Below are 25,831 nucleotides of genomic sequence, written 5' to 3'. Positions count from 1 at the left end.
TTTGAAACAGGACTTTTACGTCATGCCTGATATGCAAAGCATCCGGGAAGCCTTTGCGGAGGCTTCTTCTTTTTTGGCCAGGAACGGATGCAATGAGCCGCAGCGCAGCAGCCAGCTGCTGCTGGAGCATGTACTGGGGTTGTCCGGGGCGGCTTATTATATGGCGCTGGCTGATCCTTTTCCGCCAGCGATCAAGGCCGATTGGGAAGCCTTGGTCAACCGCCGGGCGGCGGGGGAACCGGTGCAATACATCATCGGCGAACAGGAATTCTACGGCCGTGCCTTCGAGGTCACGCCCGAGGTGCTGATTCCGCGCCCGGAGACGGAGCTGCTCGTCGAGGCGATCCTGAAGTACGGCGCGGAGCTGTGGCCGGACGGGGTGGTCGCGGCGCGGGGCGGAGCCGCGCCGGAAGCGGAAGGATGCACGCAAGAGCTAACTGCGGGCGGTGAGGCTGCGGGGATGCGGGGCGGAGCCGCGCCCGCGGGTGTGACGGCTGCTGACGAAGCAGCCGGAAGCAGTGCCCAGGCGGGCAGCAGTGCCGCCCGCCGGGAGAGCGGCGCTGGCAAAGCGCGCGCCGTACGGCCGCTGACCGCCGTCGACATCGGCGCCGGCAGCGGAGCGATCTCCGTCACGCTGGCGGCGGAAGCGCCGGCGTGGCGGGTCTGCGCCGGCGACATCTCGCCCGGCGCGCTGGCCGTGGCCCGGCGCAATGCGCAGCGGCACGGCACGGCGGTGGACCTGCGGCTCGGCGATCTGCTCGAGCCGTTCGCGGGGCTGGAGACGGATATTCTCGTCTCCAACCCGCCGTACATCCCCGGCGGCGATATCGCCGGGCTGCAGCGCGAGGTGCGCGACCATGAGCCGCGCACGGCACTGGACGGCGGCGGGGACGGGCTGGACCCGTACCGCCGCATGATGGAGCAGCTCCCGCTGCTCCCGGCGCCGCCGCGCCTGGTCGGCTTCGAGCTGGGCCAGGGACAGGCAGAGCAGGTGGCCGGGCTGCTGCGGGCGGCCGGTCACTGGAACGAGATCATTACTATTAATGATCTCGCCGGGATTCCCCGGCATGTGCTGGGCATTGCACGCCAGTAGGCTGAGCCAGCGCGCTTGTCCTAATGCTGCTGCAGCCGCAGCCGCTTGGAGTCCGTTGCGATACTGCCCGGCACGCTCAGATGTGTGTAGCCAATGGCTTGCTGAGGGCTTGCCGTGCCCCGATTACGGGACATGCAGTATACTTAAATGCACTCAGTACAGCTAAAACGTCTGTTTTGCCAGCGATAATCCGTATAGCTGTATTTCATACAATTAAACGGCCGATGTACCATGATTCTAGTATACAACTATCGCTGAATAACGGCCTTGGAGTCCGGAGGACACGCCGCAGGAAGAGGCTTTTGCGGCCAGTAAGGGCTGCTTAGTCCGCTTCTGTCAGGCGTCAGGCGGTTCTCTCCCGAACCAAGCCGACAGGTTCTTCATGAGAGGCGTCTGGTGCAACTATACGCGCACAACGGCCTGCCAGTCCGGCGTAACCGAACAACCCCAAACGATGGAAATTGTATTTAGGCTGCCCCTTCCTTTACAATAGAGATGACGGAGCTTCTGCAAGGGCTGCTGCTATAAGGCCGGAAGAACCAGTACTGAGTAAGGAGACAGAATATGCTTCAGAAGATTAAAAAGATTGACGGCGTCATCCTCGTTATCCTTGTGCTGCTGATGGTTGTCAGCATTTTCTCCATATACAGCGTGACCCACGGGCGCGACAGGGTGGACGGATCGCACATCAAAATGATGAAATTCTATATCGTCGGCTTCATCGCCTTCATCGGGCTGACGTTCGTGGACTATCGTCTGCTTGTGAAATATGCGCTATATGTGTACGTTACCGGGATTGGGATTCTGGTGCTGGTCAGCTTCATCGGTACAGAACAGAACGGTGCGCAAGGCTGGATTAAATTTGGCAGCTTCGGTCTTCAGCCTGCTGAGCTGTTCAAGCTGATTCTGATCCTGTTTCTGGCGGCTGTACTCGTTCGTAAGAACAAGAATAAGCTTCTGTTCTGGCGCGACGTTGTCCCGCTGGGGCTCTTAAGCCTGCTGCCGTTCATCATCGTAATCAGCCAGAATGACCTGGGGAACGCACTCTCTTATATCGTTATTCTGGTAGGGCTCCTATGGATCGGCAATATCAAATTCACCCACGCGCTGATCGGGCTGTTAATTATTGGCGGCACAGCGGCAGCCGGAATTATGAGCTATATTCATTACCATGATGAAATTAAGGATTTCCTGACAGATATCAAACGCTCCCACTGGATTGAGCGCTTCGATCCGTGGCTGGTACCGGATAAGGCGACGGCCAAGGCCATCTATCACACCAAAAACGCAAAGATGGCCATAGCATCTGGCGGAATGAGCGGTGAAGGCTATATGGCAGGAACCTCGGTGCAGACGGACCGGGTGCCCTACACCTACTCTGACTCCATCTTTGTCCAGATTGCTGAGGAATACGGCTTTGTCGGATCGGCGCTGGTGCTGCTGCTGTACTTTATCCTCATTCACAGGATGATTCTCATTGCACTGGAATGTAAGGACAGGGGCGGGCCGTTCCTGATTGTCGGGGTGGTGGCGATGCTGCTGTATCAGATCTTCGAGAACATCGGGGCCTTCCTGGGCCTGATGCCGCTGACCGGGATCACGCTGCCGTTCATCAGCTTCGGGGGGACCTCACTGCTGATCAACATGGCGAGCATAGGGCTTGTGATGAGCGTGCGCCTGCATGGTCAAGAGGTGGAAGAGGATCTGCCAAGTCCCGCCCTGTATTCTCCCTCTGCCAAAAAAGTCTAATTCTATCGTACAGTACCGGGATTCTTCATTTTATTTATGAAGGTTCCGGTATTTTTTGTATTCAGGTGCCCCTTTGCATTACAATGGAAATTAGTGGATTACGTCCGGGACTGTTGCAGCGGGCGGATTCCGAATCCGAATAGGTTAAGGGGTACATCCTTATGTTGCAGAGAATCAAAAGAATAGATGGCAGCATTGTGCTTATTTTGTTATTGCTGATGGGAATCAGTATATTCTCCATTTACAGCGTGACCCATGGAAGAGACCGCCTGGATGGCATGCATATCAATATGCTCCAGTATTATGTGATGGGCTTTATCGCGTTTGCCATGCTTACCCTGTTCGATTACCGCCTGCTGGTCCGGTATGGACTGTACATATATGTACTGGGGATCGGCATTCTGCTGCTCGTAAGCTTTATCGGCAAGGTGAAGAATGGCGCCCAGGGCTGGATCGGCATCGGGGATTTAAGCATTCAGCCGGCGGAGCTGTTTAAGCTGATCCTGATTCTTTTTCTGACCACCGTACTTGTCCGCAAAAATAGAAATCCGCTGCGCTTCTGGCGTGATGTCGTGCCGCTCAGCCTGATTGCCTTTGTGCCGTTCGCAATGGTAATCCTCCAGAACGACCTGGGCAATGCGCTCAGTTATATTGTAATCCTGCTGGGGATCTTATGGATCGGAAATCTTAAATTCTCACATGCGCTGATCGGGATGATTATCGCGGGGGGGATGATTCTGGGCTTCATTCTGAGCTATATTCACTATCATGAGCAGATGGTGAACTTCATCGAGAAGGGTCTGGGCAAGGATCATTTCGTCAGCCGCTTTGATCCCTGGCTGGTGCCGGAGCTGGCAAGCAGTACAGCAAGCTATCAGACCAAAAATGCCAAGACGGCGATTGCCTCGGGCGGCCTCAGCGGTGAGGGTTATTTGCAGGGCGGATCAGTGCAGGGCAACCGCGTGCCGTATTTGTATTCGGAGTCAATTTTTGTACAGATCGGCGAGGAATTCGGCTTCCTGGGTACAGCGGTGCTGCTGATGCTCTTCTTCATCCTGATTCACCGGTTAATTCTGATTGCTCTGGAATGCAGAGACCGCGGCGGCCCTTTCCTGATTGTCGGAATCGTAGCGATGCTGCTGTATCAGATTCTGGAGAATATCGGGGCCATGATCGGGCTGATGCCGCTGACGGGCATTACGCTCCCGTTCATCAGCTACGGCGGGACCTCGCTGCTGATTAATATGGCCTGTATGGGCATTGCCATGAGTGTGCGGCTGTACGGGCAGGATGTGGAGGATGATCTGCCGCAGCCGCTTCCGCTAAAATCATAGATTACTAGGTTTGCAGTCTCTCATTCCTGGACATACTGGGAATATAAGAGGTTCAGAGGGAGAGGGGCTGCGGAAGATGGAAGATTATAAGCCGGGTAAAAGTGATTCCTTGCGGATTACCTTCAAGTATACTGCCATTTTAATTTGTTTTTTTATGATTCTCATGATGGCCTGGGAAGGGCAAAAAAGCGATGCCGCTGTAGCGGAGGTCTCGATCCCGCAGGAGTCGATCCGGTTGCGCATTCTGGCGAATTCGGATGGCCCCGGGGATCAGCTGGTCAAGCGCCAGATCCGCGACCAGGTGGTGGAGCAGATTAACCAGTGGGTGGCCGGGCTGGAAGATCCCCAGAGTCTGGAGCAGGCCCGTGCCCTGATTCAGAATCATCTGCCGGAGCTGAATGATCTGGTGGGCAGAGAGCTGAAGCAGCGGGGCATTGAATACAGCTATCAGGTTGAGCTGGGTACAGTTCCTTTTCCGACCAAAATGTATGGCGGCCGGGTCTATCCTGCCGGGGAATATGAAGCGGTGCGGGTTACACTCGGAGCGGGCAAAGGGCAGAACTGGTGGTGCGTGCTGTTTCCGCCGCTGTGCTTCATTGATGCGGGAACGGGGGATGCTGCGGCTGCGGCACCGGCTGGAGCTGCGAAGACTTCGGGAGACGGAGCGAAGGTAAAAGCCGCGGATGGAACAGCCAATCAGACTGCTGCCAGTCTTACGGCTTCAGCTAACGGGGGAGGAACTGCGGAGGATGGTGCGGAAGCTCCGAAGGTTAAGTTCTTCCTCTGGGAGCTGCTGAAGAATGTATGGAGCTGGATCTGCGGACTGTTTGCCTGAATATCCTGTAAAATGATGGCGTAGGCGCATTTTGGATTCTACAGTTTTGACGCCGGATATGGTACGATTACTGCAGAACTTGAGCGGAAGTGGCTGCGGCTCCACCTGGTGGGGCCGCTTTTGGCTTGCGTAAGAATCCCACAGGAAAGCTAGTGATGTCAGATGACAGAAGATAAGTATTCTCCGTTCGCGGCCCAGCGCCGCAGCGGTTCTATAGAATCCACCCTGTACTGGAGCCTGAATTCCGCCCGCAAGGGGGAGGACAAGGGGCAGGGAGGGGCCATGCGCCATGTGTTCGCTGACGGCAAGGCTATCGGTCCGCTTAACGGTAGTGACTCCGAAATCATAGCAGAAGCAGCAGCGATGCTGCGAAGCGGGGAGACGGTGGCCTTTCCGACGGAGACTGTGTACGGGCTGGGCGCGGATGCCCGGAATACCGCGGCGGTGGAAGCAGTATTCGCAGCCAAAGGCCGTCCCTCCGATAACCCGCTGATCGTGCATATTGCCCGGCGGAGTGATCTGGAGGCCCTGGTCACGGAGGTGCATCCGGTAGCCTCGGCACTGATCGGCGCCTTCTGGCCCGGCCCGCTGACACTGGTGCTGCCGGTCCGCCCCGGCGTCCTCTCGCCGCTGGTTACGGCCGGTCTGGATACGGTCGGCGTGCGTATGCCGGATCATCCGGTGGCGCTGGCGCTGCTGCGCGCAGCCGATTGTCCGGTTGCCGCGCCCAGCGCCAACCGCTCCGGGCGGCCGAGTCCGACGCTGGCCGCCCATGTACTGGAAGACCTCGCCGGGTATATCGGCGGGGTTCTGGACGGGGGCGCAGCCGGGGTCGGCCTGGAGTCGACCGTGGTGCAGGTGCAGCCGGACGGGACGGTAGCGGTGCTCCGTCCCGGCGGCATCACCGCCGAGCAGCTCGCGGCGGTGACCGGCACTGCCGCGGCCGGCGCGGAGCCGGCCGCCCCAAGCGCCGCCCCGTCCGGCGGCGGGTCCGTGCCTGTGCCGCCGGCAGCGGTGCCCGGCGGCATGGGCGGCGCCGGCGCTGCTGCGCAGGCGGACGCAGGCAGCAGCCCGGCGCCGCGCGCGCCGGGCATGAAGTACACGCACTATGCCCCGCGCGGCGCGCTTGGCATAGTGCGCGGCTCCTCCGCGCAGCGCGTAGCGGAGACCGCCGCGAAGCTGCTGCAGGCGGCGCAGCGGGACGGCGCGGTCACGGGCCTGCTCCTCTTCGAGGAGCATAGGGCCCTCTATCCCGCCGACCCGGCCGCCTGCGTGGTGTCTCTCGGCTCGCTGGCCTCGCCGGAGGAGGCAGCCCGCTTCCTGTATGCCGCCTTGCGGCGTTGTGATGAAGCGGGAGCCACCTACATTCTGGCCGAGGCCTGCCCGGTCACCGGCCTCGGCGCAGCCATTATGAACCGGCTGATGAAGGCCGCCGGTGAGACCGTAATCGACGCCGGCTAATCGCCCCGGCGTCCACCCGCAGTCATGAATGCCATCTTGTCCGCATATCGTTGTTGTACAAGAACTTACGGACTCTGGGTGGGGGTATATTCATGGGCTTAGGCGGAATATATGAGGGCTGGGGCCAGCTCGTAACAGTTACCATTATGGCTGTTGCGCTGGGGATGGATGCGTTCTCACTCGGCGTGGGAATCGGAATGAAGGGCATCCGTCTGCTGCATGTGCTGCAGCTCAGCCTGCTTATTGCTTTTTTTCATGTGCTGATGCCGCTGCTGGGCTTGTTCACAGGCAGCTATGTCGGCCATTTGCTGGGTCAGGTCACTACCTATGCCGCCGGAGGCTTGCTTGTCCTGCTGGGCGGACATATGGTATTCAATTCCTTCCGCCAGGGGGAAGGCTCCAGCCGGCAGATGGATCACCGGTCGGTATGGGGCATGCTGCTGATCTCGCTTAGTGTCAGTGTAGATTCCTTCTCGGTCGGGGTTTCCCTGGGGATGTTTGTGAATAGTATAATCTTAACCGTGCTGGCCTTTGGCCTCTGCGGCGGCATGATGTCCATAACCGGGCTGCTGCTGGGCAGAAGGGTGAGCCGTGGCCTCGGAGACTATGGGGAAGCGCTGGGCGGAGCTATTCTTTTGGCGTTTGGCTTGCTGTTCATCTTCTGATACAATAACGGCAATACAAATAAATAGCACATTTCCTTATTCGTGCACCGTAAATTACGGATTCCTATGATTTGCGGTGTTCTTCAGAACAACCGTAATACCCTTAAATTCTATTCTTACCGGAGGTGGAAAGTATGCTGCATATTTTATTCGTCTGCACAGGAAATACCTGCCGCAGTCCCATGGCCGAAGGGCTTCTGCGGAAGCTTGCGAAGGAGCGGGGAATGGATGTGGAGGTGCGGTCTGCCGGAGTTTCTGCTGTTCCAGGTACTTCCATGTCCAGACATGCTGTAGGCATTCTGCAGGATGAAGGGATTCATGACCGCATTGTCTCCTCCCAGCTAAGCGGTGAGGCTGTCGCCTGGGCTGATCTGGTCCTTACGCTGACAGGAGCGCATAAGCGGCATCTGCTGCACTATTTTCCTGAAGCCGTTACTAAGACCTATACCCTTAAGGAATATGTGCAGACCCAGGAATCCGTCGATGCTGATATCCGGGAGCTGGATAGTCTGTATGCAGAGGCGGAACTGAACCTGGCGCTGGGCACAGAGCCGGATGCAGCCGGGATGCAGCGGATGATTGAGATCCGCCAGCGTATTCCAAGCTTTGATATCAGTGATCCGTTCGGCGGCTCCCGTGAGGATTATGAGCTGGCGGCTGCGGAGATCCGCACGGCGCTCTACGGTCTGCTGGATAAGCTTGAATCTTTGCGGCGGCTCTGAAGGTGGTTGATTTTTCGCCGTCTATCCCTTAAGATGAAATAAATATGATCCGGTTCCGGTGTAACTGGCGACGAGTGTGGATGAAACCACGATGGAGCACCTGGAATAAACGGCCGGTCGCCTGGGCAAAAGAGCACATCCGCAGATTAGCTGCGGACTGCTCTTTTTTCTTTAAATATAGAAGGATTTACGCTCGAAGGAGGCTTGTACAATGGATGAGGTCCTGAGACAGGACACGGGTGACAACCTTGTATCCGGTATAGCACATGCAGAGGCACAGCAGCCCGGCGATGGAATTTCTTTGGCTGCATCCACTGCTGCGGTAACGCGCGAACTGGCGGAAGCAGGTAAGCTTGGTCCGGGTCGAATCCTTGTCGTCGGGGCCAGCACCAGTGAAGTGGCCGGTGTACGGATCGGTACCGGCGGCGCACTGGAGGTGGCCCGGCAATTGCTGCAGGGGATTACGGAGGTTGCCGCAGACTTTGGATTTACCCCCGTGTATCAATGCTGCGAGCATTTGAACCGTTCGCTGGTGATGGAACGCTCCTTACTGGAGTCGCTCGGGCTCCGGGAGGTGTCGGCGGTGCCGGTTCCGGGGGCCGGAGGCTCCATGGCCGCTGCGGCATACCAGTCGATGACAGACCCTGTGCTGGCGGAGACCATTGAGGCCCACGCCGGCATCGACATTGGAGAGACGCTGATCGGGATGCACCTGCGCCGCGTAGCAGTGCCCTTCCGGCCAAGCCTGCGCTATATCGGGGCAGCCCGGGTGAATGCTGCATGGAGCAGACCTCCGCTGATCGGCGGCGAACGGGCAGTGTACCGCGCGCCGGAGACGAGCGGTTCTGCGAGTTGTGATTGAGAGTAATTGATCTGTTTGGTTTCGTCTTAATACCACATAAATTAGAGTTACAGGGAGGAAATAAGAAACATGGAACAATTGCGTAAAAGTGACCCGGCAGTACTGGAAGCGATGGGCCTCGAACTGAGCCGTCAGCGTGCGAACATTGAACTTATTGCATCAGAGAATATTGTAAGTGAGGCTGTAATGGAGGCTATGGGCTCCGTACTTACGAACAAATACGCTGAAGGCTATCCCGGCAAACGTTATTATGGCGGCTGTGAAGATGTAGATATCGTGGAGAACCTGGCCCGTGACCGTGCCAAGGAGCTGTTTGGTGCCGAGCATGTCAACGTGCAGCCGCATTCCGGCGCTCAGGCCAACATGGCCGTATACCTTGCCGCACTTAGCCCTGGCGACACTGTCCTCGGGATGAATCTGGCGCATGGCGGCCATTTGACCCACGGCAGTCCGGTGAATGCCTCCGGTATTCTGTATAACTTTGTGGCCTATGGTGTTCAGGAGGATTCCTTCCTGATTGATTATGATGAAGTGCGCAAGGCCGCCTTCAAGCACCGTCCCAAAATGATCGTTGCCGGTGCGAGCGCATATCCGCGGACGATTGATTTTGCCGCACTCGGTTCGATTGCGAATGATGTGGGTGCCCTGTTCATGGTCGATATGGCTCATATTGCCGGATTGGTTGCTGCCGGTATTCACCCGAGTCCGGTTCCACATGCCCACTTCGTGACTACAACTACGCACAAAACCTTGCGCGGCCCCCGTGGCGGTATGATTCTGTGCAGACAGCCGTGGGCTGCCGCTATTGATAAAGCTGTCTTCCCGGGTTCCCAAGGCGGACCGCTGATGCATGTGATTGCTTCCAAAGCAGTATCGTTCGGTGAAGCGCTGCAGCCGTCATTCAAGACGTATGCCGAGAATGTGGTCAAGAATGCTAAGGTGCTGGCCGAAACTCTGGTCGGTGAAGGCGTGAATATTGTATCCGGCGGTACGGATAACCACCTGATGCTGCTCGATACCCGCAATCTGAGCATTACCGGCAAGGATGCGGAGAAGGTGCTGGATTCCATCGGGATTACAGTCAACAAAAATGCAATTCCGTTCGATCCTACCAGCCCGTTTGTAACCAGCGGTATCCGTATCGGTACACCAGCTGTTACTTCGCGCGGTATGGACGAGCAGGCAATGGTTACGATCGGCCGGATTATTGCGAGTGTGCTGAAGAATCCGAAGGATGAAGCGACCCTGGCCCAGGCGGCACGCGAGGTAGCGGCGCTTACTGAGCAATATCCGATCTATCCGGGATTGCAGTACTAAATCTTAGCTGTCTGATCTGCCCTTGCGGCTCCGGTGCCCCCGGATGCTGCAAGGGTTTTTTGGAAATATAAGAAATTATATGTTGCACACGATAACTTATCCTTCTATTTCTCGCTGAAACGAACGCCGTCCCTTAAGAGGACGGTGAAGCCGTTTCTGCTTGTATCTAAGCTTTCTCGTTGCCGCTACAGCACCTCGCTGTTGCATAATGTTACAGGGGGGGATAGCAGTTGGATTTCCTCCACTTCCTGTTGAACGAATGGGCGGCTGCTGACACAGCAGGTGGATAAACAGCACCTAAATGACTCCTTTTCACCCTAATTAGCTTAAATGCATCCCAGCAGATGTTGTTTTTCCACTTATTCACTTACATTCCCTGGAAATCAAAGAATTAAGTGCCCTTTATCCACTTGCTTGCCGTAAGAGACGCTACCTCCTCGAATTCCCCCGAATGTCCACAATGTTACTAGTACCTTCGCGCTCTTCCGTACCGCCTTCGCGCCCCTCCGTACCGCCTTCGCGCGCCCCGCCTTCGTTCCCTCTCTGTCGTTCCCCCTCCTCGTACCCCTCGTTCGTACTGCCCTCGATCCCCCTGACTATTACGCGTTCTCCCTCGCTGTCACCTTTGTACCCTTCCTTTTGCCCCCAGGCTCCACTTGCTGCGTAAGCATCTGCAATAAGTTGCAGCAGTCGCTGTTGCATAATGTTCACATCTTATAACGGGGAAACAGAATGAATCATACTGAAAATATCATGAAAGTTCATGAAACTTTCAATAAAAGTAGTGAAAAAACTGTGAATAGTATTAAAAGAACGAAATGGAACAAACTATGTTTTGTTTTATATCCAGAAGTGTGGACGTTCTTCCTTAAGCTTCCATGGGCCGGGATACTGAAGAAGTTGACGGGGCAGGCAGTTTTGCCGTTCTGTAGGTGAAAAGCAATGCGGGTGATGATATAATAGACAGGATTTAGCCACGCGGGGAGCAAAGCGCTTACTCTGGCTATAAATAAGACTTACAATTACCGGAGGGACAACATGGGAAAATTGGTGATTTGCGATCATCCATTGATTCAGCACAAATTGACATTCATTCGCGATGTGCGGACCAACACAAAAGAGTTCAGGGAGCATGTCGATGAAGTAGCAACACTTATGGCTTATGAGATTACGCGTAACATTCCGCTGGAGACCATTACGGTTCAGACACCGGTAGCCGAAACTGAGGGCAAGGTGATTTCGGGAAGAATGCTGGGACTGATTCCGATTCTGCGCGCCGGTCTCGGTATGCTGGAGGGTGTCCTCAAGCTGCTTCCTGCAGCGAAGGTAGGACATGTGGGGCTGTTCCGCGATCCGGACACACTGCAGCCGGTAGAATACTATATCAAGCTTCCTACAGATGTGCAGGAGCGTGAACTGATCGTAATTGATCCTATGCTGGCGACAGGCGGCTCGGCAATTGCAGCGATTACCTCGCTTAAGAACCGTGGATGCACCCAGATCAAGATGATGAACCTGATTGCTGCCCCGGAAGGTGTTGCTGCTGTACAAGCTGCCCACCCTGATGTGGATATCTATGTCGCTGCGCTTGATGATCATCTGAATGAGCATGGATATATTATTCCAGGACTCGGAGATGCAGGGGACAGGCTGTACGGAACCAAGTAATACCAAGTGATAATAGAACAAACAACATTGACTGTAGTATTCAGAAGAGAGGGTTAGGGGTTATGTCCAAAATTAAAGTAATGACGATTTTCGGAGTGCGCCCCGAGGCGATCAAGATGGCGCCTTTGGTTCTGGAATTGAACAAGCACCCTGAGCAGATTGAATCTATTGTGTGTGTAACTGCGCAGCATCGTGAGCTGCTGGATCAGGTGCTGGAGGTCTTCAAAATTACGCCGGATTATGATCTGGACGTTATGAAGGACCGCCAGACACTTAACGAGATCACCATCCGCGTACTCGAGGGACTGGAGCCGGTGCTCCGCGAGGTGAAGCCGGACCTGGTGCTTGTGCACGGGGATACCTTGACGACCTTCCTGGCCAGCTATGCGTCTTTCCTGCAGCAAATCCAGGTTGGGCATGTAGAAGCAGGTCTTCGGACATGGAACAAGCTTTCTCCTTATCCTGAGGAAATGAACCGCCAGCTGACGGGCGTGCTTGCCGATCTGCACTTTGCTCCGACCGACTGGTCAGCCCGCAACCTGAGACACGAGAACAAAAAAGAATCAAGTATTTATATCACAGGCAACACTGTAACTGATGTGTTTCAATATACCGTACAGCCGGACTACCGGCATCCGGTCCTTGATTTTGCTTCAGGAAAAAGACTTATTTTGATGACGGCGCACCGCAGAGAATCCCAAGGCGAACCGCACCGTCATATTTTCCGTGCTGTCAAAAGAATCGCTGATGAATTTGAAGATGTAGCCATTGTGTATCCCGTACACCCGAGTCCTGCAGTGAAGGAACCGGCGCACGAGATCCTCGGCGGACACCCTAGAATCAAGCTGATTGATCCGCTGGATGTCGTTGACCTGCATAACTTTTATCCGCATACCCACCTGATATTGACCGATTCCGGCGGCCTGCAGGAGGAAGCTCCCTCCTTCGGAGTTCCTGTGCTTGTGCTGCGTGATACAACCGAGCGCCCGGAAGGGATCGAGGCCGGAACACTGGAACTGGTGGGGACGGACGAGGAGAAGGTGTATCAACGGACACATGCTCTACTGACCGATCAGAATCTGTATCAGTCCATGAGCCGGGCCGCCAACCCGTATGGAGACGGCAAAGCCTCCCAGAGAATTGTCAATGCGATTTTGCACCATTTCGGAGCCGTTGAAGAACGTCCGGAAGAATTTCACACAATGTTCACAAATGATAATTTAGGTAACGACAACTAATATACTAAAGTTAATAAAAGCAGCATACAGTTAAACTGTACGGTTTATATGGTTTTGGTGTGTTTTGCTGTGATTATTTTCATATTTTCATGCGAATTTGGGCAATTTTCTGTGAATTGACAAAGAGTCTGGATATTCAGTAAAATTAGTTGGGATTGTAGCCTATGAAAGAACAAAAGAAAGAGCCGGGTCTGGGGCGTATTGCTCTGGTTCTCGGGAGTGCAGGCAGCTTGCTTGCCGCTTACATTGTAATAGGCTTTTTTGTGGCAAGGTGGCTGCAGAGACTGATGGACGGACCTAAGTTATGGCTGGCTATCGGCACAATCGCCGGGATGGTTCTCGGGGTTGTGAATGTCGCTTTGCTAATCAAAAAATTTCTGGGGGAGCAAAATGGATAATATGACTCCCGTAATCAATACCGTTACCAGGGTGACAGTAGTCATTATGGCAGGCTTGTTAATGGGATGGGCTCTTCATCATGAGACCCGTGCGGTTACTCTGGGGATGGCGCTTGGCTTGCTGGGCGGACTGGTTAACTTCCGTTATCTGGCCCTCAAAGTAAGAAAGGTGACAGAGGCGGTTGCGAAGAAGGAGAGAGGTTCCTTCGGTCTTGGTTTTGCGACAAGAATCAGCTTTGCTATCCTGGTTACCATGTTTTCTGTCAAATATGAGCATTTCTCGCTGGAGGCAACGATTGCCGGCCTGTTCATCCCCCAGCTTCTGGCTATTCCCGTGGGGATATATTTAGGAATCAAGAATAAGCTGTAGCCATTATTAAAGAGAAAGGGGGATGATACTATGCACGAAATGCCTTTAATCTATGTGGGCGGAATACCGATTGACCTGTCCGCCGTGCTGATGCTGGTGATCAGTTCGGTAATCGTGTTCACTCTCGTCATGCTGTCTGTCCGCAACCTGTCTGTTGAGAATCCGTCAAAGCTTCAGAATTTCATGGAGTGGGTTGTCGAATTTGTACAGGGACTGATCAGCAGCGCCATGGATTTGAAGAAAGGAAAACCTTACATATCACTGGGGTTGACGCTGATACTCTTTATCTTCGTCTCCAATCTCCTTGGTCTGCCGTTTTCCGTTATTACAGAAGCCCATGGCCCGGTTACAGTCTTCGGACATGTCATCGAAGCAACCAGAAATCTGGCGCATGGCGATCATGCAGAGATTCTGTGGTACAAATCACCGACTGCAGATATTAATGTGACAGCAGGGCTGGCAATTGTTGTATTTGTACTCATGAACTACTTAGGCATCAAGCTGAACGGCAAGCATTATTTCAAGCACTATATTGAGCCGTTTCCAATTTTCCTGCCGCTGAACATCATTGAGAACCTGGCAAAGCCGGTGGCGCTTGCCATTCGTCTATTTGCCAACATTTTTGCCGGCGAGGTTCTGATCACCGTTATTCTGAAGCTGGGAATACTCAGTATTCCGTTCTTGGCCGTCTGGCAGGGCTTCAGTATCTTTGTCGGGGCGCTTCAGGCATTTATCTTTACGATTCTGACGATGGTCTACATCGCGCAGATGACGATCCACGAGGAAGAAGCACATTAATAAGCTGCCGTGAGGATAGCGGCAGCCGCCGGTAACCTCTTCGCGGGAGATTTTATATTATTAAGCAATTACCAAAAGAACCGAAATTAAAGGAGGATATTTACAAATGGAATTTTTAGCAGCAGCAATCGCGGTTGGTTTAGGCGCACTGGGCGCAGGTCTTGGTAACGGTATGATCGTCAGCAAAACAGTAGAGTCCATCGCTCGTCAGCCGGAAGCACGTAACGCACTGCAGACAACAATGTTTATCGGTGTAGGTATCGTGGAAGTTATTCCTTTGGCCGCTACAGTTATTGCATTCCTGATCATGTTTACTTAATAAACCGTTTTTACGGTTTGGCGGGGAGGGCAAGTGCCATCCGCGCCTTACTTTTGTATATGTCCGCAAGCCGCGGTAACGGAAGGGAGTGACCTCAGTGGATATCGTTTGGACAAATATAGTATTTTCAATTCTAGCTTTTGCGATTCTGTATTTCCTGCTTAGCAAGTTTGCCTTCAGCAAGCTGTTCGGGATTATGGAGACACGGCGCGAAATGGTGCTGCAGCAAATGGATGAAGCAGCTAAGACCAGAGAGCAGGCGGTCGCTTATGTAGAGGAACAGAAGCAGGCTCTGCAGCAGGCACGCCAAGAGGCACAGGCTATCATTCAGCAGTCCCAGGCTACCAGCAGCAATCAGGTTGACAAGATCCTCGAGCAGGCCCACGAAGAAGCAGTCCGTCTCAAAGACGAAGCGGTTCGTGACATCGAGAACGAGAAGAACAAGGCAGTGGAAGCACTGCGAAGCGAGCTGGGTACAGCTTCGGTCCGCATTGCCTCCAAGCTGCTTGAGAAGGAAGTTAAAGCTGACGGTGAACAGGAGCAGCTCGTTGATCAATACCTCAAAGAGGTAGGAGGCCGATCATGAGCCGCGATACGGTAGTTGCCAAACGCTATGCCAAAGCCTTGTACAGTGCAGCAGTGGATGAGAACATTACGCTTGAAGTGGAAGCCCAGCTTAAAATGGTTGTCGAAGTGCTTCATTACGATGCAGAGGTGAAACGGTTTATTCTGGCACCACGCATCTCGCAGTCCGACAAGCTGAATGTGCTGCGCGGGGCGCTGCAAGGTAAAGTCTCGCAGGCGGTAATGAACATGGTAGAACTGCTGGTAGAGCGGGGCAGAACCGATATTTTCGCAGAACTCCTGGCTACGTACATCAAAATAGAAGGGGACGCCCTCGGCATCGGCGATGCCACGGTCTACTCCGCCTATTCCCTGAGTCAGGAAGAACAGGATACTGTAGCTGCTGAGTTCAGCCAGCTTACTAGCCGGAAGATTCGTGTAACCAATGTGGTAGATAAGAGCCTGCTCGGAGGACTGAAAGTGGTCATCGGCGATACGCTGTATGACGGCAGTCTGTCCGGCAAGCTGGAGCGTCTCGAGAAATCCTTTAATGATAAGCAAAGAAGATAGGGGTGAGGATATTGGGCATCAGACCTGAAGAGATCAGCACTTTGATCAAAAGTCAAATTGAGCAATATAAAGCCGATATCGAAGTGGCCGAAATTGGCACCGTCATTCAAGTCGGCGACGGTATCGCCCGTGTCTACGGTCTGGAAAACGCGATGGCAGGGGAACTGCTGGAGTTCTCCAACGGTGTAGTGGGCATGGCGCTTAACCTGGAAGAAAGCAACGTCGGTGTTGTTATTCTGGGGGAATACACAGCGATTCGTGAAGGCGATCAAGTGAAACGTACAGGACAGATCATGCAGGTTCCGGTTGGCGAAGCCATGCTGGGCCGCGTAGTTAACGCACTGGGCCAGCCGCTTGACGGCAAAGGTCCAATTGCAACGACTGAATTCCGTCCAGTAGAACATAATGCGCCGGGGGTTATCGACCGTAAGTCGGTACACGAACCGATGCAGACAGGACTCAAAGCTATTGATGCCATGGTGCCAATCGGCCGTGGACAACGTGAGCTGATCATTGGGGACCGTCAGACAGGTAAGACTGCGATCGCTATTGATGCGATTATCAACCAAAAAGGCAACGGGATGAAATGTATCTATGTTGCTATCGGACAAAAGCAATCTACCGTAGCACAGGTAGTAGAAACCCTCCGCCGTCACGGCGCACTGGATTACACTATCGTTGTAACCGCATCGGCTTCCGAGCCTTCTCCGCTGCTCTATATTGCTCCATACGCAGGCTGCGCCATGGGCGAATACTTCATGTACAAGGGCGAGCATGTGCTTGTAATCTATGATGACCTTTCCAAGCAGGCTTCGGCTTACCGCGAATTGTCCCTGCTGCTCCGCCGTCCACCGGGCCGTGAAGCATTCCCGGGTGACGTATTCTACCTGCACTCCCGTCTGCTGGAACGTGCAGCCAAGCTCAGTGATGCACTTGGTGGTGGTTCATTAACCGCCCTGCCTTTCATCGAAACACAGGCTTCTGACGTATCGGCTTACATTCCTACGAACGTAATTTCGATTACCGACGGCCAAATCTTCCTTGAATCCGATCTGTTCAACTCCGGACAGCGTCCGGCGATCAACGTCGGTATCTCCGTATCCCGTGTAGGGGGTTCCGCACAGATCAAGGCCATGAAGAAGGTTGCAGGTTCCCTGCGTCTGGATCTGGCTCAATACCGCGAGCTTCAAGCCTTCTCCCAATTCGGGTCCGACCTGGATAAATCTACTCAAGCCCGTCTGAACCGCGGTGCGCGTATGATGGAGATTCTGAAGCAGGGTGTCAATCAGCCGCTTACCGTTGAGCATCAGGTACTCAGTCTGTACACCGCCGTTAAGGGACACCTGGATGATATTCCTGTCAAAGACGTTAAGCGTTTCGAGAAGGAATTCCTGGCCTTTATCGACAGCAGTGCCACTGAAATCCTGAAGTCCATTGCGGATACCAAGGATCTGACTGCAGACAACGAAGCAGCGCTCAAAGAAACGATCGAGAAGTTCAAAAGAGGCTTTGCTACAAGCTAATAAATAGAGTTTGCCCAGTTTATGCTTACGAAGTCAGCTTTGGCTATGCCAAAGCTCAGCTTATGCTTACGATGTTAGTTTTGACATACGTCAAAACTCTAAGGTGGTGAAATCATGGCAAGAAGCATGCGCGATATTAAACGTCAAATTAAAAGCGTTCAGAACACCAGACAGATCACCAAAGCAATGGAGATGGTCGCTGCCTCCAAGCTGCGCAAGGCGCAGGAGAAAGCGGAGGCTGCCCGTCCGTATTCCGAGAAGCTCAAAGAGGTGGTCTCGAGTATTGCGGCCGGTACGCAGGATCTCCAGCATCCGATGCTGGTCAGCCGTCCTGTCAAAAAAACAGGTTATCTGATCATCACCTCGGACAGAGGCCTTGCCGGCGGCTACAATGCCAACATTCTGCGGAAAGTAACCATGCTGATCGCAGAGCGGCATAAGTCCAAGGATGAGTACGCGCTGTTTGTCATCGGCCGTAAAGGCCGCGACTTTTTGCGGCGCCGTGAATATCCCATTGTTGAGGAAATTACTGAGCTGTCCGATACGCCGAAGTTTGCCGACATCAAGTCGATTGCTTATTCGGCGGTGAACCAGTTCGAGACCGGTGTCTACGACGAGCTGTATATTTGCTACAACCAGTTTGTCAATGCGATCAGCCAGATTCCTACGGTTGACAGACTTCTTCCTATGGATGGTGTGGGAGACGGCGAGCATCATGGGGCATCCGCGGCCTATGAATACGAGCCTTCCCCTGCAGGTGTTCTGGAGGTTCTGCTTCCCAAATATGCCGAAACTTTAATCTACGGTGCTCTTCTGAACGGTAAGGCCAGTGAGCTGGGTGCCAAAATGACAGCCATGGGCAGTGCAACGAAGAACGCGTCAAAAATGATCGGAGAACTTAGACTTACGTACAACCGTGCCCGTCAGGCGGCCATTACGCAAGAAATTACCGAGATCGTGGCTGGTGCGAACGCGCAGTCTTAATATGAGTGGGCTTAAGGTCCATATGTAACAGCTTTCGAGGAGGGAAATGAAGATGAACAAAGGACGCGTTGTGAGCATTATGGGTCCGGTTGTCGATATTGAATTTGAACGCGGCCAGCTGCCCGAGATATTCAACGCCATCAAAATTGTTGCGAGCCTCAGCGATGGCCGCAACATGGATCTGACTCTTGAAGTTTCCAACCATCTTGGAGATAACCTGGTGCGTTGTATTGCCATGTCCTCTACAGATGGACTGGTGCGCGGGATTGACGCCATTGACCAAGGAGCGCCGATCTCGGTTCCTGTCGGTGAAGCAACACTCGGCCGCGTATTTAACGTGCTGGGCAATCCTATTGATAACGGTGCAGAAGTGGTGGCTGCAAGAAACCCGATTCACCGTCTGGCTCCTACCTTTGATGAGTTATCTACTCAGGCAGAGGTTCTGGAGACCGGTATTAAGGTAATCGACCTGTTGGCCCCTTATGCCAAGGGCGGTAAGATCGGCCTGTTCGGCGGTGCCGGTGTAGGCAAGACTGTAACCATCCAGGAATTGATCAACAACATCGCACAGGAGCACGGCGGGATCTCTGTATTCGCAGGGGTCGGCGAGCGTACCCGTGAGGGGAATGACTTGTATCATGAAATGACCGATTCCGGCGTTATCAAAAAAACGGCGATGGTATTCGGACAAATGAATGAGCCTCCGGGCGCGCGTCTGCGTGTAGCCCTGACCGGACTGACCATGGCGGAATATTTCCGTGATGTGGAAGGCCGCGATACCCTGCTCTTTATTGATAACATCTTCCGCTTCACCCAAGCGGGTTCCGAAGTATCGGCTCTTCTCGGCCGTATGCCGTCTGCGGTAGGTTACCAGCCTACACTGGCTACTGAAATGGGCCAATTGCAGGAACGGATTACGTCCACCAAGAAAGGCTCCGTTACTTCCATCCAGGCGATCTACGTGCCTGCGGATGACTATACTGACCCTGCACCGGCTACAGCGTTTGCCCACTTGGATGCAACGACCAACCTGGAGCGTAAAATCTCCGAAAAAGGGATTTTCCCCGCGGTTGACCCACTGGCTTCCAGCTCGCGCATGCTGGCACCGGAGATCGTTGGCGAAGAGCACTACAACGTGGCACAAGGCGTTAAGCAGCTGCTGCAGCGTTACACTGAACTTCAAGATATCATTGCGATCCTGGGTATGGATGAACTGAGTGAAGAGGATAAGGTCATTGTGGCCCGCGCCCGTAAGGTTGAGCGCTTCCTGTCCCAGCCTTTCCACGTAGCAGAGCAGTTCACTGGCTTCAAAGGCAAATACGTGCCTATCAAAGAAACGGTACGCAGCTTCAAGGAAATCCTGGAAGGTAAGCACGATGATCTTCCGGAAGTGGCGTTCCTGTTCGTAGGTACGATTGAAGAAGCAGTGGAAAAAGCGAAAACGTTGTAACCCTAAGCATGTTATGCTCGGGTATCGGGCTTTATTCTGTAAAGCTTTGAGGAGGAATGGAAGTGAATACCTTTTTGCTCGAAATAGTCACTCCGGAGCATCTGGTCTACTCCAAGCAAGTGAACAGCTTGACGGTACGCGGCGTGAATGGTGAACTGGGGATTTTGCCGGGACATATTCCGCTCGTTACTCCGCTTCAGGTTGCTCCGCTTAGCGTTAAGGCGGATGGCGTTACGGTATCCATCGCTGTTCATGGCGGCTTCGTTGAAGTTCACAAAGACAAGGTAACGGTGCTGGCTGAAAGTGCAGAGCTGCCCCGGGATATTGATGTGGAACGCGCTGAAGCGGCTAAGGAGCGGGCTGAGCGCCGTCTTAAGCTGCAAAGCAAGCAGGATGAGATTGATCACCGCCGTGCGGAGCTGGCCCTGCAGCGCGCGGTAACGCGGATCAAAGTTTCGACCGGTAAAGGACAACAATAGCGGATAAGCGGTCAAGCCCCGGGCTTGACTGCTTTTTTGCTTATGCGAATCTAGCAAAGAATGAAGAAATCGTAATGAGTTATGCATATAAAGACCCAATTGTTTAAAAATTCGTAAAAGTACTGGATTCTTTTCCCCTGCACAAGTATGATATAAGAGTCGATTTCCGAGTACCGAACACAGGGGGCTAATTATGAACACACGTTTAACCGCTGAGTTGTCGGGTGCGATCGGCACCAGCAATATGATTTCGATGATTGTCTCTTTGGTCTGTGTTGCATTATCCTGGTGGGCACTCCAGAACCTTAAGCTGGATTTGGTCATAAGATATCCCAAGAGTCCTCAGGGCAGACTGCTGCACTTGCTGCTGGCTATCGTTCTGGGCCATTTCGTGGCCGGCTTTCTTTTGGATTACCTGGGCTGGAGCGGACTTATCGGCCGGATGTTTTAATGGCAGCAGGTTTGGTTATATGTGTCGTAGGCTACTGTAGTGAAAAAAGTGTCGAATAATAAGGTTTTATTATGTCAACACTGAGTTTAAGCAATAAGTCTGCACCTAAGACGCGCTGACGGAATATTCAATATCTTAACAGACGAATTTCAACCTCAACAAATTAAAACAAATTAAATTCAGAAATAATGGACGCGGAGGGAAACCGAAATGAGCAAATTTATCGTCCGCGGTGGCAACAGATTGACCGGGAGCGTGAAAGTTAGCGGCGCAAAAAATTCCGTACTACCGATCATAGCCGCCTCTCTATTGGCAGAAGAAGGAGTTAGCGTCATTGTGGACGCACCTCCGTTAGACGATGTAATCACGATTAGCAAGGTATTGGAGTCTCTGGGTGCAGGAATTACATACCAGAACGATGTGATTGAGGTTGATGCCAGAAGTATTACTTCCTGCGAAGCACCTTACGAGTGGGTACGCAAAATGCGGGCTTCATTCCTGGTTATGGGTCCACTGCTGTCCCGTATGGGGCATACACGTATTTCCTTGCCTGGCGGTTGTGCCATTGGAACAAGGCCGATTGACCAGCATTTGAAGGGTTTTGAAGCGCTCGGCGCCGAGATTAGTCTGGGCCAGGGCTACATTGATGCGAAAAGTAACGGGAGACTGCGCGGCGCCAAGATTTATCTGGATGTGGCCAGCGTAGGTGCGACCGAAAATATAATGATGGCTGCGGCGCTTGCCGAAGGCACCACGGTTATTGAGAACGCGGCGAAGGAGCCGGAGATCGTTGACCTTGCCAATTACCTGAACGGCATGGGCGGTATTGTGCGCGGAGCCGGAACCGGAGTAATCCGGATTGAAGGCGTGGAGCGCATGCACGGCGTAAGACATCATGTCATTCCTGACCGGATCGAGGCTGGAACCTACATGGCAGCAGCAGCGATTACAGGCGGCGATGTGTATGTAGAGGGCGCCATTGCCGACCATCTGGGGCCGGTTATTGCCAAGATGGAGGAAATGGGAGTTACGATTATCCCGGATGAGAACGGAGTCCGTGTAATCAGCGACAAGCCGCTGAAGGCTGTGGATCTCAAGACATTACCTTACCCGGGATTCCCTACGGATATGCAGTCCCAGATGATGGCGCTGCTGCTTCGCTCGGAAGGAACTAGCGTAGTGACAGAGACCGTCTTCGAGAACCGGTTCATGCATGTGGATGAATTCCACAATATGAACGCGGAGATTAAGATTGAAGGCCGTTCCGCGATTGTGACGGGCAATGCCAGTCTGGTCGGCGCTAAGGTATGTGCTACGGACCTGCGTGCAGGTGCGGCACTTATTCTGGCAGGGCTTGTGGCAGAGGGAACTACAGAGGTTAGCGGTACTCATCATATTGACCGTGGTTATGTACACCTGGCAGAGAAGCTGTCAGGACTTGGTGCGGACATATGGCGTATTTCTATGGAAGAATCGGCTGTCCCGGCCGCGAAGGAAGAAGCTGTCAAGCCGGAACCGGCAAGAAGCGAAGTCTTCAAGGGTGAAGAAGTCAGACCCCGTTTTCAGATTCAGCCGTCTTGGGTATAATAGCCACTTTTAACTGAAGAGACCGTCCGCACCCTGCGGGCGGTCTCTTTGTTTTGTTTTGTTTGGGAAGCTATGAGACTCCAGGAATCCCTCAGGTTCCGCCGGAAGCGGGAGATACGGGAAAATGAAAGGGATAAATCCCTCTGATTCCGCCGGAAGTGGGCGGTACGGGGAAATGAAGGGGATAAATCCCTCAGGTTCCGCCGGAAGCGGGCGTTATGGGAAAATGAGAGGGATAAATCCCTCTGATTCCGCCGGAAGCGGGCGATACGGGAAAATGAAAGGGATAAATCCCTTTGATTCCGCTGGAAGTGGGCGATACGGGGAAATGAAAGGGATAAATCCCTCTGATTCCGCCAGATAAGGGCCAGAAGTGGGAATTGAGGAGCAGAAGTACACTTGAATTCAACGGATACTGGAGAAACTAGGATGGCGTAAAATAAGTTGTGTACCAGTATTTGGAGCCTAGTCAGGCAATAAAAAAGTAGGGTATCCTCAGGATTGCGAAACCACTAAGGAGGAACCCTACCAATGCCTATTTTACCCGAAAGTGCACTGAATAATCTATTTGAAAAACTTGTTAACGATTTTGTGAAAGACAACATGCAGTCCCTTCTGCGCGCTGAAATCCAGGGGTTTATGGACAGCGAAGAATCCGGTGACTGCAATAGTCGCAACGGTTATTACACGCGAAATCTGCATACGAAATACGGCAATATCGAGAATCTTCAGGTGCCCCGGGACCGTCAGGGTTTATTTCAGACCCAGATGTTTGAGCCGTACCAGCGACGCGACGGGTGGCTGGAAGAAGCCGTCATTCAGATGTATAAAAGCGGCATGGGCACGCGGGACGTCGCCCGGTTCATTGAGAGCATGTTCGGCAGCCACTACTCGCCCACCACCGTCAGCAACATTACGGCTACCGTCCTGGACGATATCCACCAGTGGCAAAAACGACCGCTGAGCAAGCGCTACAGCGTGATCTACCTGGACGGGCTGTACGTGAAGCTCAAACGGGGGACGGTCCGTGGTGAGGTGGTTTATTTTGCGATGGGGATCGACGAAGAGGGACAACGCCAAATCCTCGGGTTCTACGTGGGCGGTCAAGAGAGTTCAAACGGCTGGCGGGAGGTGCTGAAAGACCTGTACGACCGCGGAGCGCAGGAAGTGCTGCTCGGTGTGTTTGACGGGCTTCCAGGACTGGATGCAGCGTTTAAAGAGACCTATCCGCAGGCCGATGTGCAGCATTGTGTGGTGCACAAAGTGCGGGCCACCTTCCCCAAAATCCGAATCGAGCACAAAACCGATGTCCTGGAAGCCCTGAAGACGGTGTATACGGCACCGGATGAGGTCGTGGCCCGGGCAAATTTTGATACGGTCAAAGCCAAGTGGAACAAGCTATATCCGAAAGAAATGAAGTCCTGGGAGGAGCAATTGTCCACCCTCCTGACGTTCTACAAGTACCCGGAGCCCATCCGCAAAGCGATCTACACGTCGAATCCGATTGAGCGAATGAACAAGGAAATCCGCAAACGCCTGAAACCGATGAACAGTCTGACGAATATGGATGCGGCGGAGAAAATCGTGTATCTGGAAATGCTCGACTACAATGAACGTCATGCGCAGCGGGTCGTCCCCGGCTTTGGGATGGAACCCGTTAAAAAGAAGCTCCTTGAGCTCTTTGAATCCCGCTACCCTTCCGTGCCTACACCCGATGAAGCATAGCGGATGAATCCAGTTTCTGGGGGTCGGGGTTCCCCCTCCCCCCAGAAACACCTACACCCCCAACCCGTAACCCGGGGAGGTACTTCTACTCTCTTACACAAACTTCTTGACGCTACCGAAACTAGGAAATGAGGAGCAGAAGTGCACCTGAATACAACGGATACTGGAGAAACTAGGAAATGAGGAGCAGAAGTGCACTTGAATTCAACGGATACTGGAGAAACTAGGAAATGAGGAGCATTAGTGCACTCTCTGAAACGAATGCAGCCTTTTATAAGGACGGGCAAAGCCGTTTCCCACTTATCGGGTTAGCATAGGCTCCCAGCAGAAAGTACCTGACCAATCATCGAAGTTATGGCTCCGTTTGGTGGGGATTTGCTGCGCCCGGCTGAGACTCTCTTTCTCTCAAAATCACGTTCTAGCAGGTGGCGGAAATTCATATCTATAAGAATCACCGGTGCTTACGGAAGGAGCCATAGAGATGAAAGAGTTAAGATTGCTTCGGCGCATCCTGAAGCGTCCGCGCCGTTACGCGCGTGCGCGGCGCGGTGCGCCCCCGCTCCGGCGGCTGGCCCCCGCCGCGTGGCTGGCGGCGCCCCTGCTGGCGGCGCTGCTGCTGCCGCTGGCTGTTGTCCCGCAGCGCGGGGACAGCCAGCCCCAGCCAGCGCCTCCGGCGGCGCTGCCCCAGGCACGGGCCACGGCCGCGCCTGTACCCCAGGCCCCGGCTGCTGCTGAAGCGCCGCAGCCGGAGGTATCCGTCTATTTGTCGCAGAGCGGACAAATAGAGACCCTGCCGCTGGAGGAATACGTCAGCGGCGTATTGGCGGCCGAGATGCCGGCCGACTTCGAGCTTGAAGCGCTCAAGGCGCAGGCCGTAGCGGCCCGCACGTTCATTGCACGCCGCCTGCTGGCCGGCGACCACAGCGGGGTGCCCGTTCCCGAGGCGGATGTGAGCGATACGGTAAGCCATCAGGCTTACATATCGAAGGCTGCGCTGGAACGGGACTGGGCGTCCGCCAAGGGGCGCGCCGGACTGGCCAAGCTGAAGCGCGCGGTCCTGGAGACGCGCGGGATGATTATGACCTACAAGGGGCAGCCGATTACGGCTTCCTTCTTCGCCTCCAGCGGAGGGTATACAGAGAACTCCGAGGAGTACTGGAATGCTGCGGTTCCTTACCTGCGCAGTGTGGCCAGCCCCTGGGAGCTGGAGATTACCCCGAACCTGGCGGCCACGTACACCTTCAGCATTCCCGAGCTGCGCAGCAAGCTGGGCCTCAGAGCCAGAGATCTTCCGGTAGCGGCGAATCTCGCTGCATCAGGCAAGACGCTGCCGCCCTCTAACTTATCCTCCGCCGGACTGCCCGCAGAAGTTCTCTCTCTGACTGCAGGGCACCGGGTCAAAAAGATCTCTATTGGAGGAACTGTATTCACGGGGCGTGAAGTGAGAGAGAAGCTGGGGCTCCGTTCCAGCCAGTTCACATGGAAGCGCAAGGCGGGGAAGGTGCAGATCACCACCTATGGCAACGGCCACGGGGTTGGCATGAGCCAGTGGGGGGCGAACGGCATGGCGAAGCAGGGGAAGACAGCGACCCAGATTCTCAAACACTATTACAGCGGAGTCACTTTCACGGGAATCTCAACTCTTTTGAAAAAATAATCTGCAAGATAC

26 protein-coding genes and 1 riboswitch are annotated in these 25,831 nt (G+C 53.9%); of the genes, 25 read left to right on the top strand and 1 reads right to left on the bottom strand.

Annotated elements, in window-relative coordinates:
- Nucleotide 1: 1 nt before the first annotated feature.
- The 9 genes from KDC22_RS30805 (at nucleotide 2) to KDC22_RS30765 (ending at nucleotide 10,038) form a co-directional block, all read left to right on the top strand.
- Nucleotides 2–1,093, top strand: a complete 1,092-nt coding sequence (locus tag KDC22_RS30805; RefSeq protein ID WP_211721381.1) for a N5-glutamine methyltransferase family protein — start codon at nucleotides 2–4, stop codon at nucleotides 1,091–1,093.
- Between the two features lie 564 nt (nucleotides 1,094–1,657).
- Nucleotides 1,658–2,842 carry an FtsW/RodA/SpoVE family cell cycle protein gene (locus KDC22_RS30800; RefSeq protein ID WP_173136065.1) on the top strand — a complete coding sequence of 395 codons (1,185 nt, stop codon included), beginning with the start codon at nucleotides 1,658–1,660 and terminating at the stop codon, nucleotides 2,840–2,842.
- Nucleotides 2,843–3,003: 161 nt separating this feature from the next.
- Complete coding sequence (locus KDC22_RS30795) at nucleotides 3,004–4,176, top strand: FtsW/RodA/SpoVE family cell cycle protein (protein ID WP_211721380.1); 1,173 nt, start codon at nucleotides 3,004–3,006, stop codon at nucleotides 4,174–4,176.
- A gap of 76 nt (nucleotides 4,177–4,252) precedes the next feature.
- Entirely contained in the window at nucleotides 4,253–5,011 is a 759-nt protein-coding gene (gene spoIIR / locus KDC22_RS30790; protein ID WP_211721379.1) for a stage II sporulation protein R, read from the top strand.
- A 282-nt stretch (nucleotides 5,012–5,293) separates the two neighbouring features.
- Nucleotides 5,294–6,472: an L-threonylcarbamoyladenylate synthase gene (locus KDC22_RS30785; RefSeq protein WP_425517083.1), complete on the top strand. Its 1,179-nt coding sequence runs from the start codon at nucleotides 5,294–5,296 to the stop codon at nucleotides 6,470–6,472.
- A 92-nt stretch (nucleotides 6,473–6,564) separates the two neighbouring features.
- Complete coding sequence (locus KDC22_RS30780; protein ID WP_211721377.1) at nucleotides 6,565–7,137, top strand: manganese efflux pump MntP; 573 nt, start codon at nucleotides 6,565–6,567, stop codon at nucleotides 7,135–7,137.
- A 134-nt stretch (nucleotides 7,138–7,271) separates the two neighbouring features.
- A complete protein-coding gene (locus KDC22_RS30775) occupies nucleotides 7,272–7,859 on the top strand; it encodes a low molecular weight protein arginine phosphatase (protein WP_211721376.1) in 588 nt (195 codons plus the stop codon).
- 50 nt (nucleotides 7,860–7,909) lie between these two features.
- A riboswitch (ZMP/ZTP riboswitch) is annotated at nucleotides 7,910–7,993 on the top strand.
- 77 nt (nucleotides 7,994–8,070) lie between these two features.
- On the top strand, nucleotides 8,071–8,721 hold the full coding sequence (locus KDC22_RS30770) for a TIGR01440 family protein (protein ID WP_211721375.1): 651 nt from the start codon (nucleotides 8,071–8,073) through the stop codon (nucleotides 8,719–8,721).
- A gap of 69 nt (nucleotides 8,722–8,790) precedes the next feature.
- Nucleotides 8,791–10,038: a serine hydroxymethyltransferase gene (locus tag KDC22_RS30765; RefSeq protein ID WP_211721374.1), complete on the top strand. Its 1,248-nt coding sequence runs from the start codon at nucleotides 8,791–8,793 to the stop codon at nucleotides 10,036–10,038.
- Nucleotides 10,039–10,467: 429 nt separating this feature from the next.
- On the opposite strand, the gene KDC22_RS30760 is transcribed toward KDC22_RS30765, so the two are convergent.
- Nucleotides 10,468–10,740: a hypothetical protein gene (locus KDC22_RS30760; protein WP_211721373.1), complete on the bottom strand. Its 273-nt coding sequence runs from the start codon at nucleotides 10,738–10,740 to the stop codon at nucleotides 10,468–10,470.
- Nucleotides 10,741–11,076: 336 nt separating this feature from the next.
- Here KDC22_RS30760 and upp point away from each other — a divergent pair, with 336 nt between their 5' ends.
- From upp to spoIID, 16 genes are all read left to right on the top strand, one after another.
- The gene (gene upp, locus KDC22_RS30755; RefSeq protein WP_173136084.1) at nucleotides 11,077–11,706 is read left to right on the top strand and encodes a uracil phosphoribosyltransferase; all 630 of its coding nucleotides are present in this window, start codon (nucleotides 11,077–11,079) and stop codon (nucleotides 11,704–11,706) included.
- A gap of 62 nt (nucleotides 11,707–11,768) precedes the next feature.
- A complete protein-coding gene (gene wecB, locus KDC22_RS30750; protein ID WP_173136086.1) occupies nucleotides 11,769–12,944 on the top strand; it encodes a non-hydrolyzing UDP-N-acetylglucosamine 2-epimerase in 1,176 nt (391 codons plus the stop codon).
- Between the two features lie 164 nt (nucleotides 12,945–13,108).
- A complete protein-coding gene (locus KDC22_RS30745) occupies nucleotides 13,109–13,342 on the top strand; it encodes an AtpZ/AtpI family protein (RefSeq protein WP_173136088.1) in 234 nt (77 codons plus the stop codon).
- Nucleotides 13,335–13,712, top strand: coding sequence for an ATP synthase subunit I (locus KDC22_RS30740; protein ID WP_173136090.1), 378 nt, complete (start codon nucleotides 13,335–13,337; stop codon nucleotides 13,710–13,712). The genes KDC22_RS30745 and KDC22_RS30740 overlap by 8 nt, the downstream gene beginning before the upstream one ends.
- A gap of 30 nt (nucleotides 13,713–13,742) precedes the next feature.
- Nucleotides 13,743–14,510 carry a F0F1 ATP synthase subunit A gene (gene atpB, locus KDC22_RS30735; protein WP_173136092.1) on the top strand — a complete coding sequence of 256 codons (768 nt, stop codon included), beginning with the start codon at nucleotides 13,743–13,745 and terminating at the stop codon, nucleotides 14,508–14,510.
- Nucleotides 14,511–14,616: 106 nt separating this feature from the next.
- The gene (gene atpE / locus KDC22_RS30730) at nucleotides 14,617–14,829 is read left to right on the top strand and encodes a F0F1 ATP synthase subunit C (protein WP_036699216.1); all 213 of its coding nucleotides are present in this window, start codon (nucleotides 14,617–14,619) and stop codon (nucleotides 14,827–14,829) included.
- A gap of 97 nt (nucleotides 14,830–14,926) precedes the next feature.
- Nucleotides 14,927–15,415 (top strand): F0F1 ATP synthase subunit B, encoded by a 489-nt coding sequence (gene atpF, locus KDC22_RS30725; RefSeq protein WP_211721372.1) that lies wholly within the window; start codon nucleotides 14,927–14,929, stop codon nucleotides 15,413–15,415.
- Complete coding sequence (locus KDC22_RS30720; RefSeq protein ID WP_173136096.1) at nucleotides 15,412–15,963, top strand: F0F1 ATP synthase subunit delta; 552 nt, start codon at nucleotides 15,412–15,414, stop codon at nucleotides 15,961–15,963. Before atpF ends, KDC22_RS30720 begins: the two co-directional genes overlap by 4 nt.
- An 11-nt stretch (nucleotides 15,964–15,974) precedes the next feature.
- A complete protein-coding gene (gene atpA, locus KDC22_RS30715; RefSeq protein ID WP_173136098.1) occupies nucleotides 15,975–17,486 on the top strand; it encodes a F0F1 ATP synthase subunit alpha in 1,512 nt (503 codons plus the stop codon).
- 114 nt (nucleotides 17,487–17,600) lie between these two features.
- Nucleotides 17,601–18,470, top strand: a complete 870-nt coding sequence (atpG, locus tag KDC22_RS30710) for an ATP synthase F1 subunit gamma (protein ID WP_173136100.1) — start codon at nucleotides 17,601–17,603, stop codon at nucleotides 18,468–18,470.
- A 52-nt stretch (nucleotides 18,471–18,522) separates the two neighbouring features.
- Nucleotides 18,523–19,920, top strand: coding sequence for a F0F1 ATP synthase subunit beta (gene atpD, locus KDC22_RS30705; protein WP_173136102.1), 1,398 nt, complete (start codon nucleotides 18,523–18,525; stop codon nucleotides 19,918–19,920).
- Nucleotides 19,921–19,982: 62 nt separating this feature from the next.
- The gene (locus tag KDC22_RS30700; RefSeq protein ID WP_036699230.1) at nucleotides 19,983–20,399 is read left to right on the top strand and encodes a F0F1 ATP synthase subunit epsilon; all 417 of its coding nucleotides are present in this window, start codon (nucleotides 19,983–19,985) and stop codon (nucleotides 20,397–20,399) included.
- 193 nt (nucleotides 20,400–20,592) lie between these two features.
- Entirely contained in the window at nucleotides 20,593–20,850 is a 258-nt protein-coding gene (locus KDC22_RS30695; protein WP_173136105.1) for a DUF1146 family protein, read from the top strand.
- Nucleotides 20,851–21,060: 210 nt separating this feature from the next.
- Nucleotides 21,061–22,437 (top strand): UDP-N-acetylglucosamine 1-carboxyvinyltransferase, encoded by a 1,377-nt coding sequence (gene murA, locus KDC22_RS30690; protein ID WP_173136107.1) that lies wholly within the window; start codon nucleotides 21,061–21,063, stop codon nucleotides 22,435–22,437.
- A 531-nt stretch (nucleotides 22,438–22,968) separates the two neighbouring features.
- Nucleotides 22,969–24,162, top strand: a complete 1,194-nt coding sequence (locus tag KDC22_RS30685; RefSeq protein WP_211721371.1) for an IS256 family transposase — start codon at nucleotides 22,969–22,971, stop codon at nucleotides 24,160–24,162.
- A gap of 481 nt (nucleotides 24,163–24,643) precedes the next feature.
- Nucleotides 24,644–25,819, top strand: a complete 1,176-nt coding sequence (gene spoIID, locus KDC22_RS30680) for a stage II sporulation protein D (protein ID WP_211721370.1) — start codon at nucleotides 24,644–24,646, stop codon at nucleotides 25,817–25,819.
- Nucleotides 25,820–25,831 lie beyond the last annotated feature (12 nt).

This window comes from Paenibacillus tritici, assembly GCF_018207515.1.
Lineage (GTDB): Bacteria > Bacillota > Bacilli > Paenibacillales > Paenibacillaceae > Paenibacillus_AQ > Paenibacillus_AQ tritici.
Note: the sequence above shows the minus strand (reverse complement) of the source record. Positions and strands in the feature narration are given on the sequence as shown.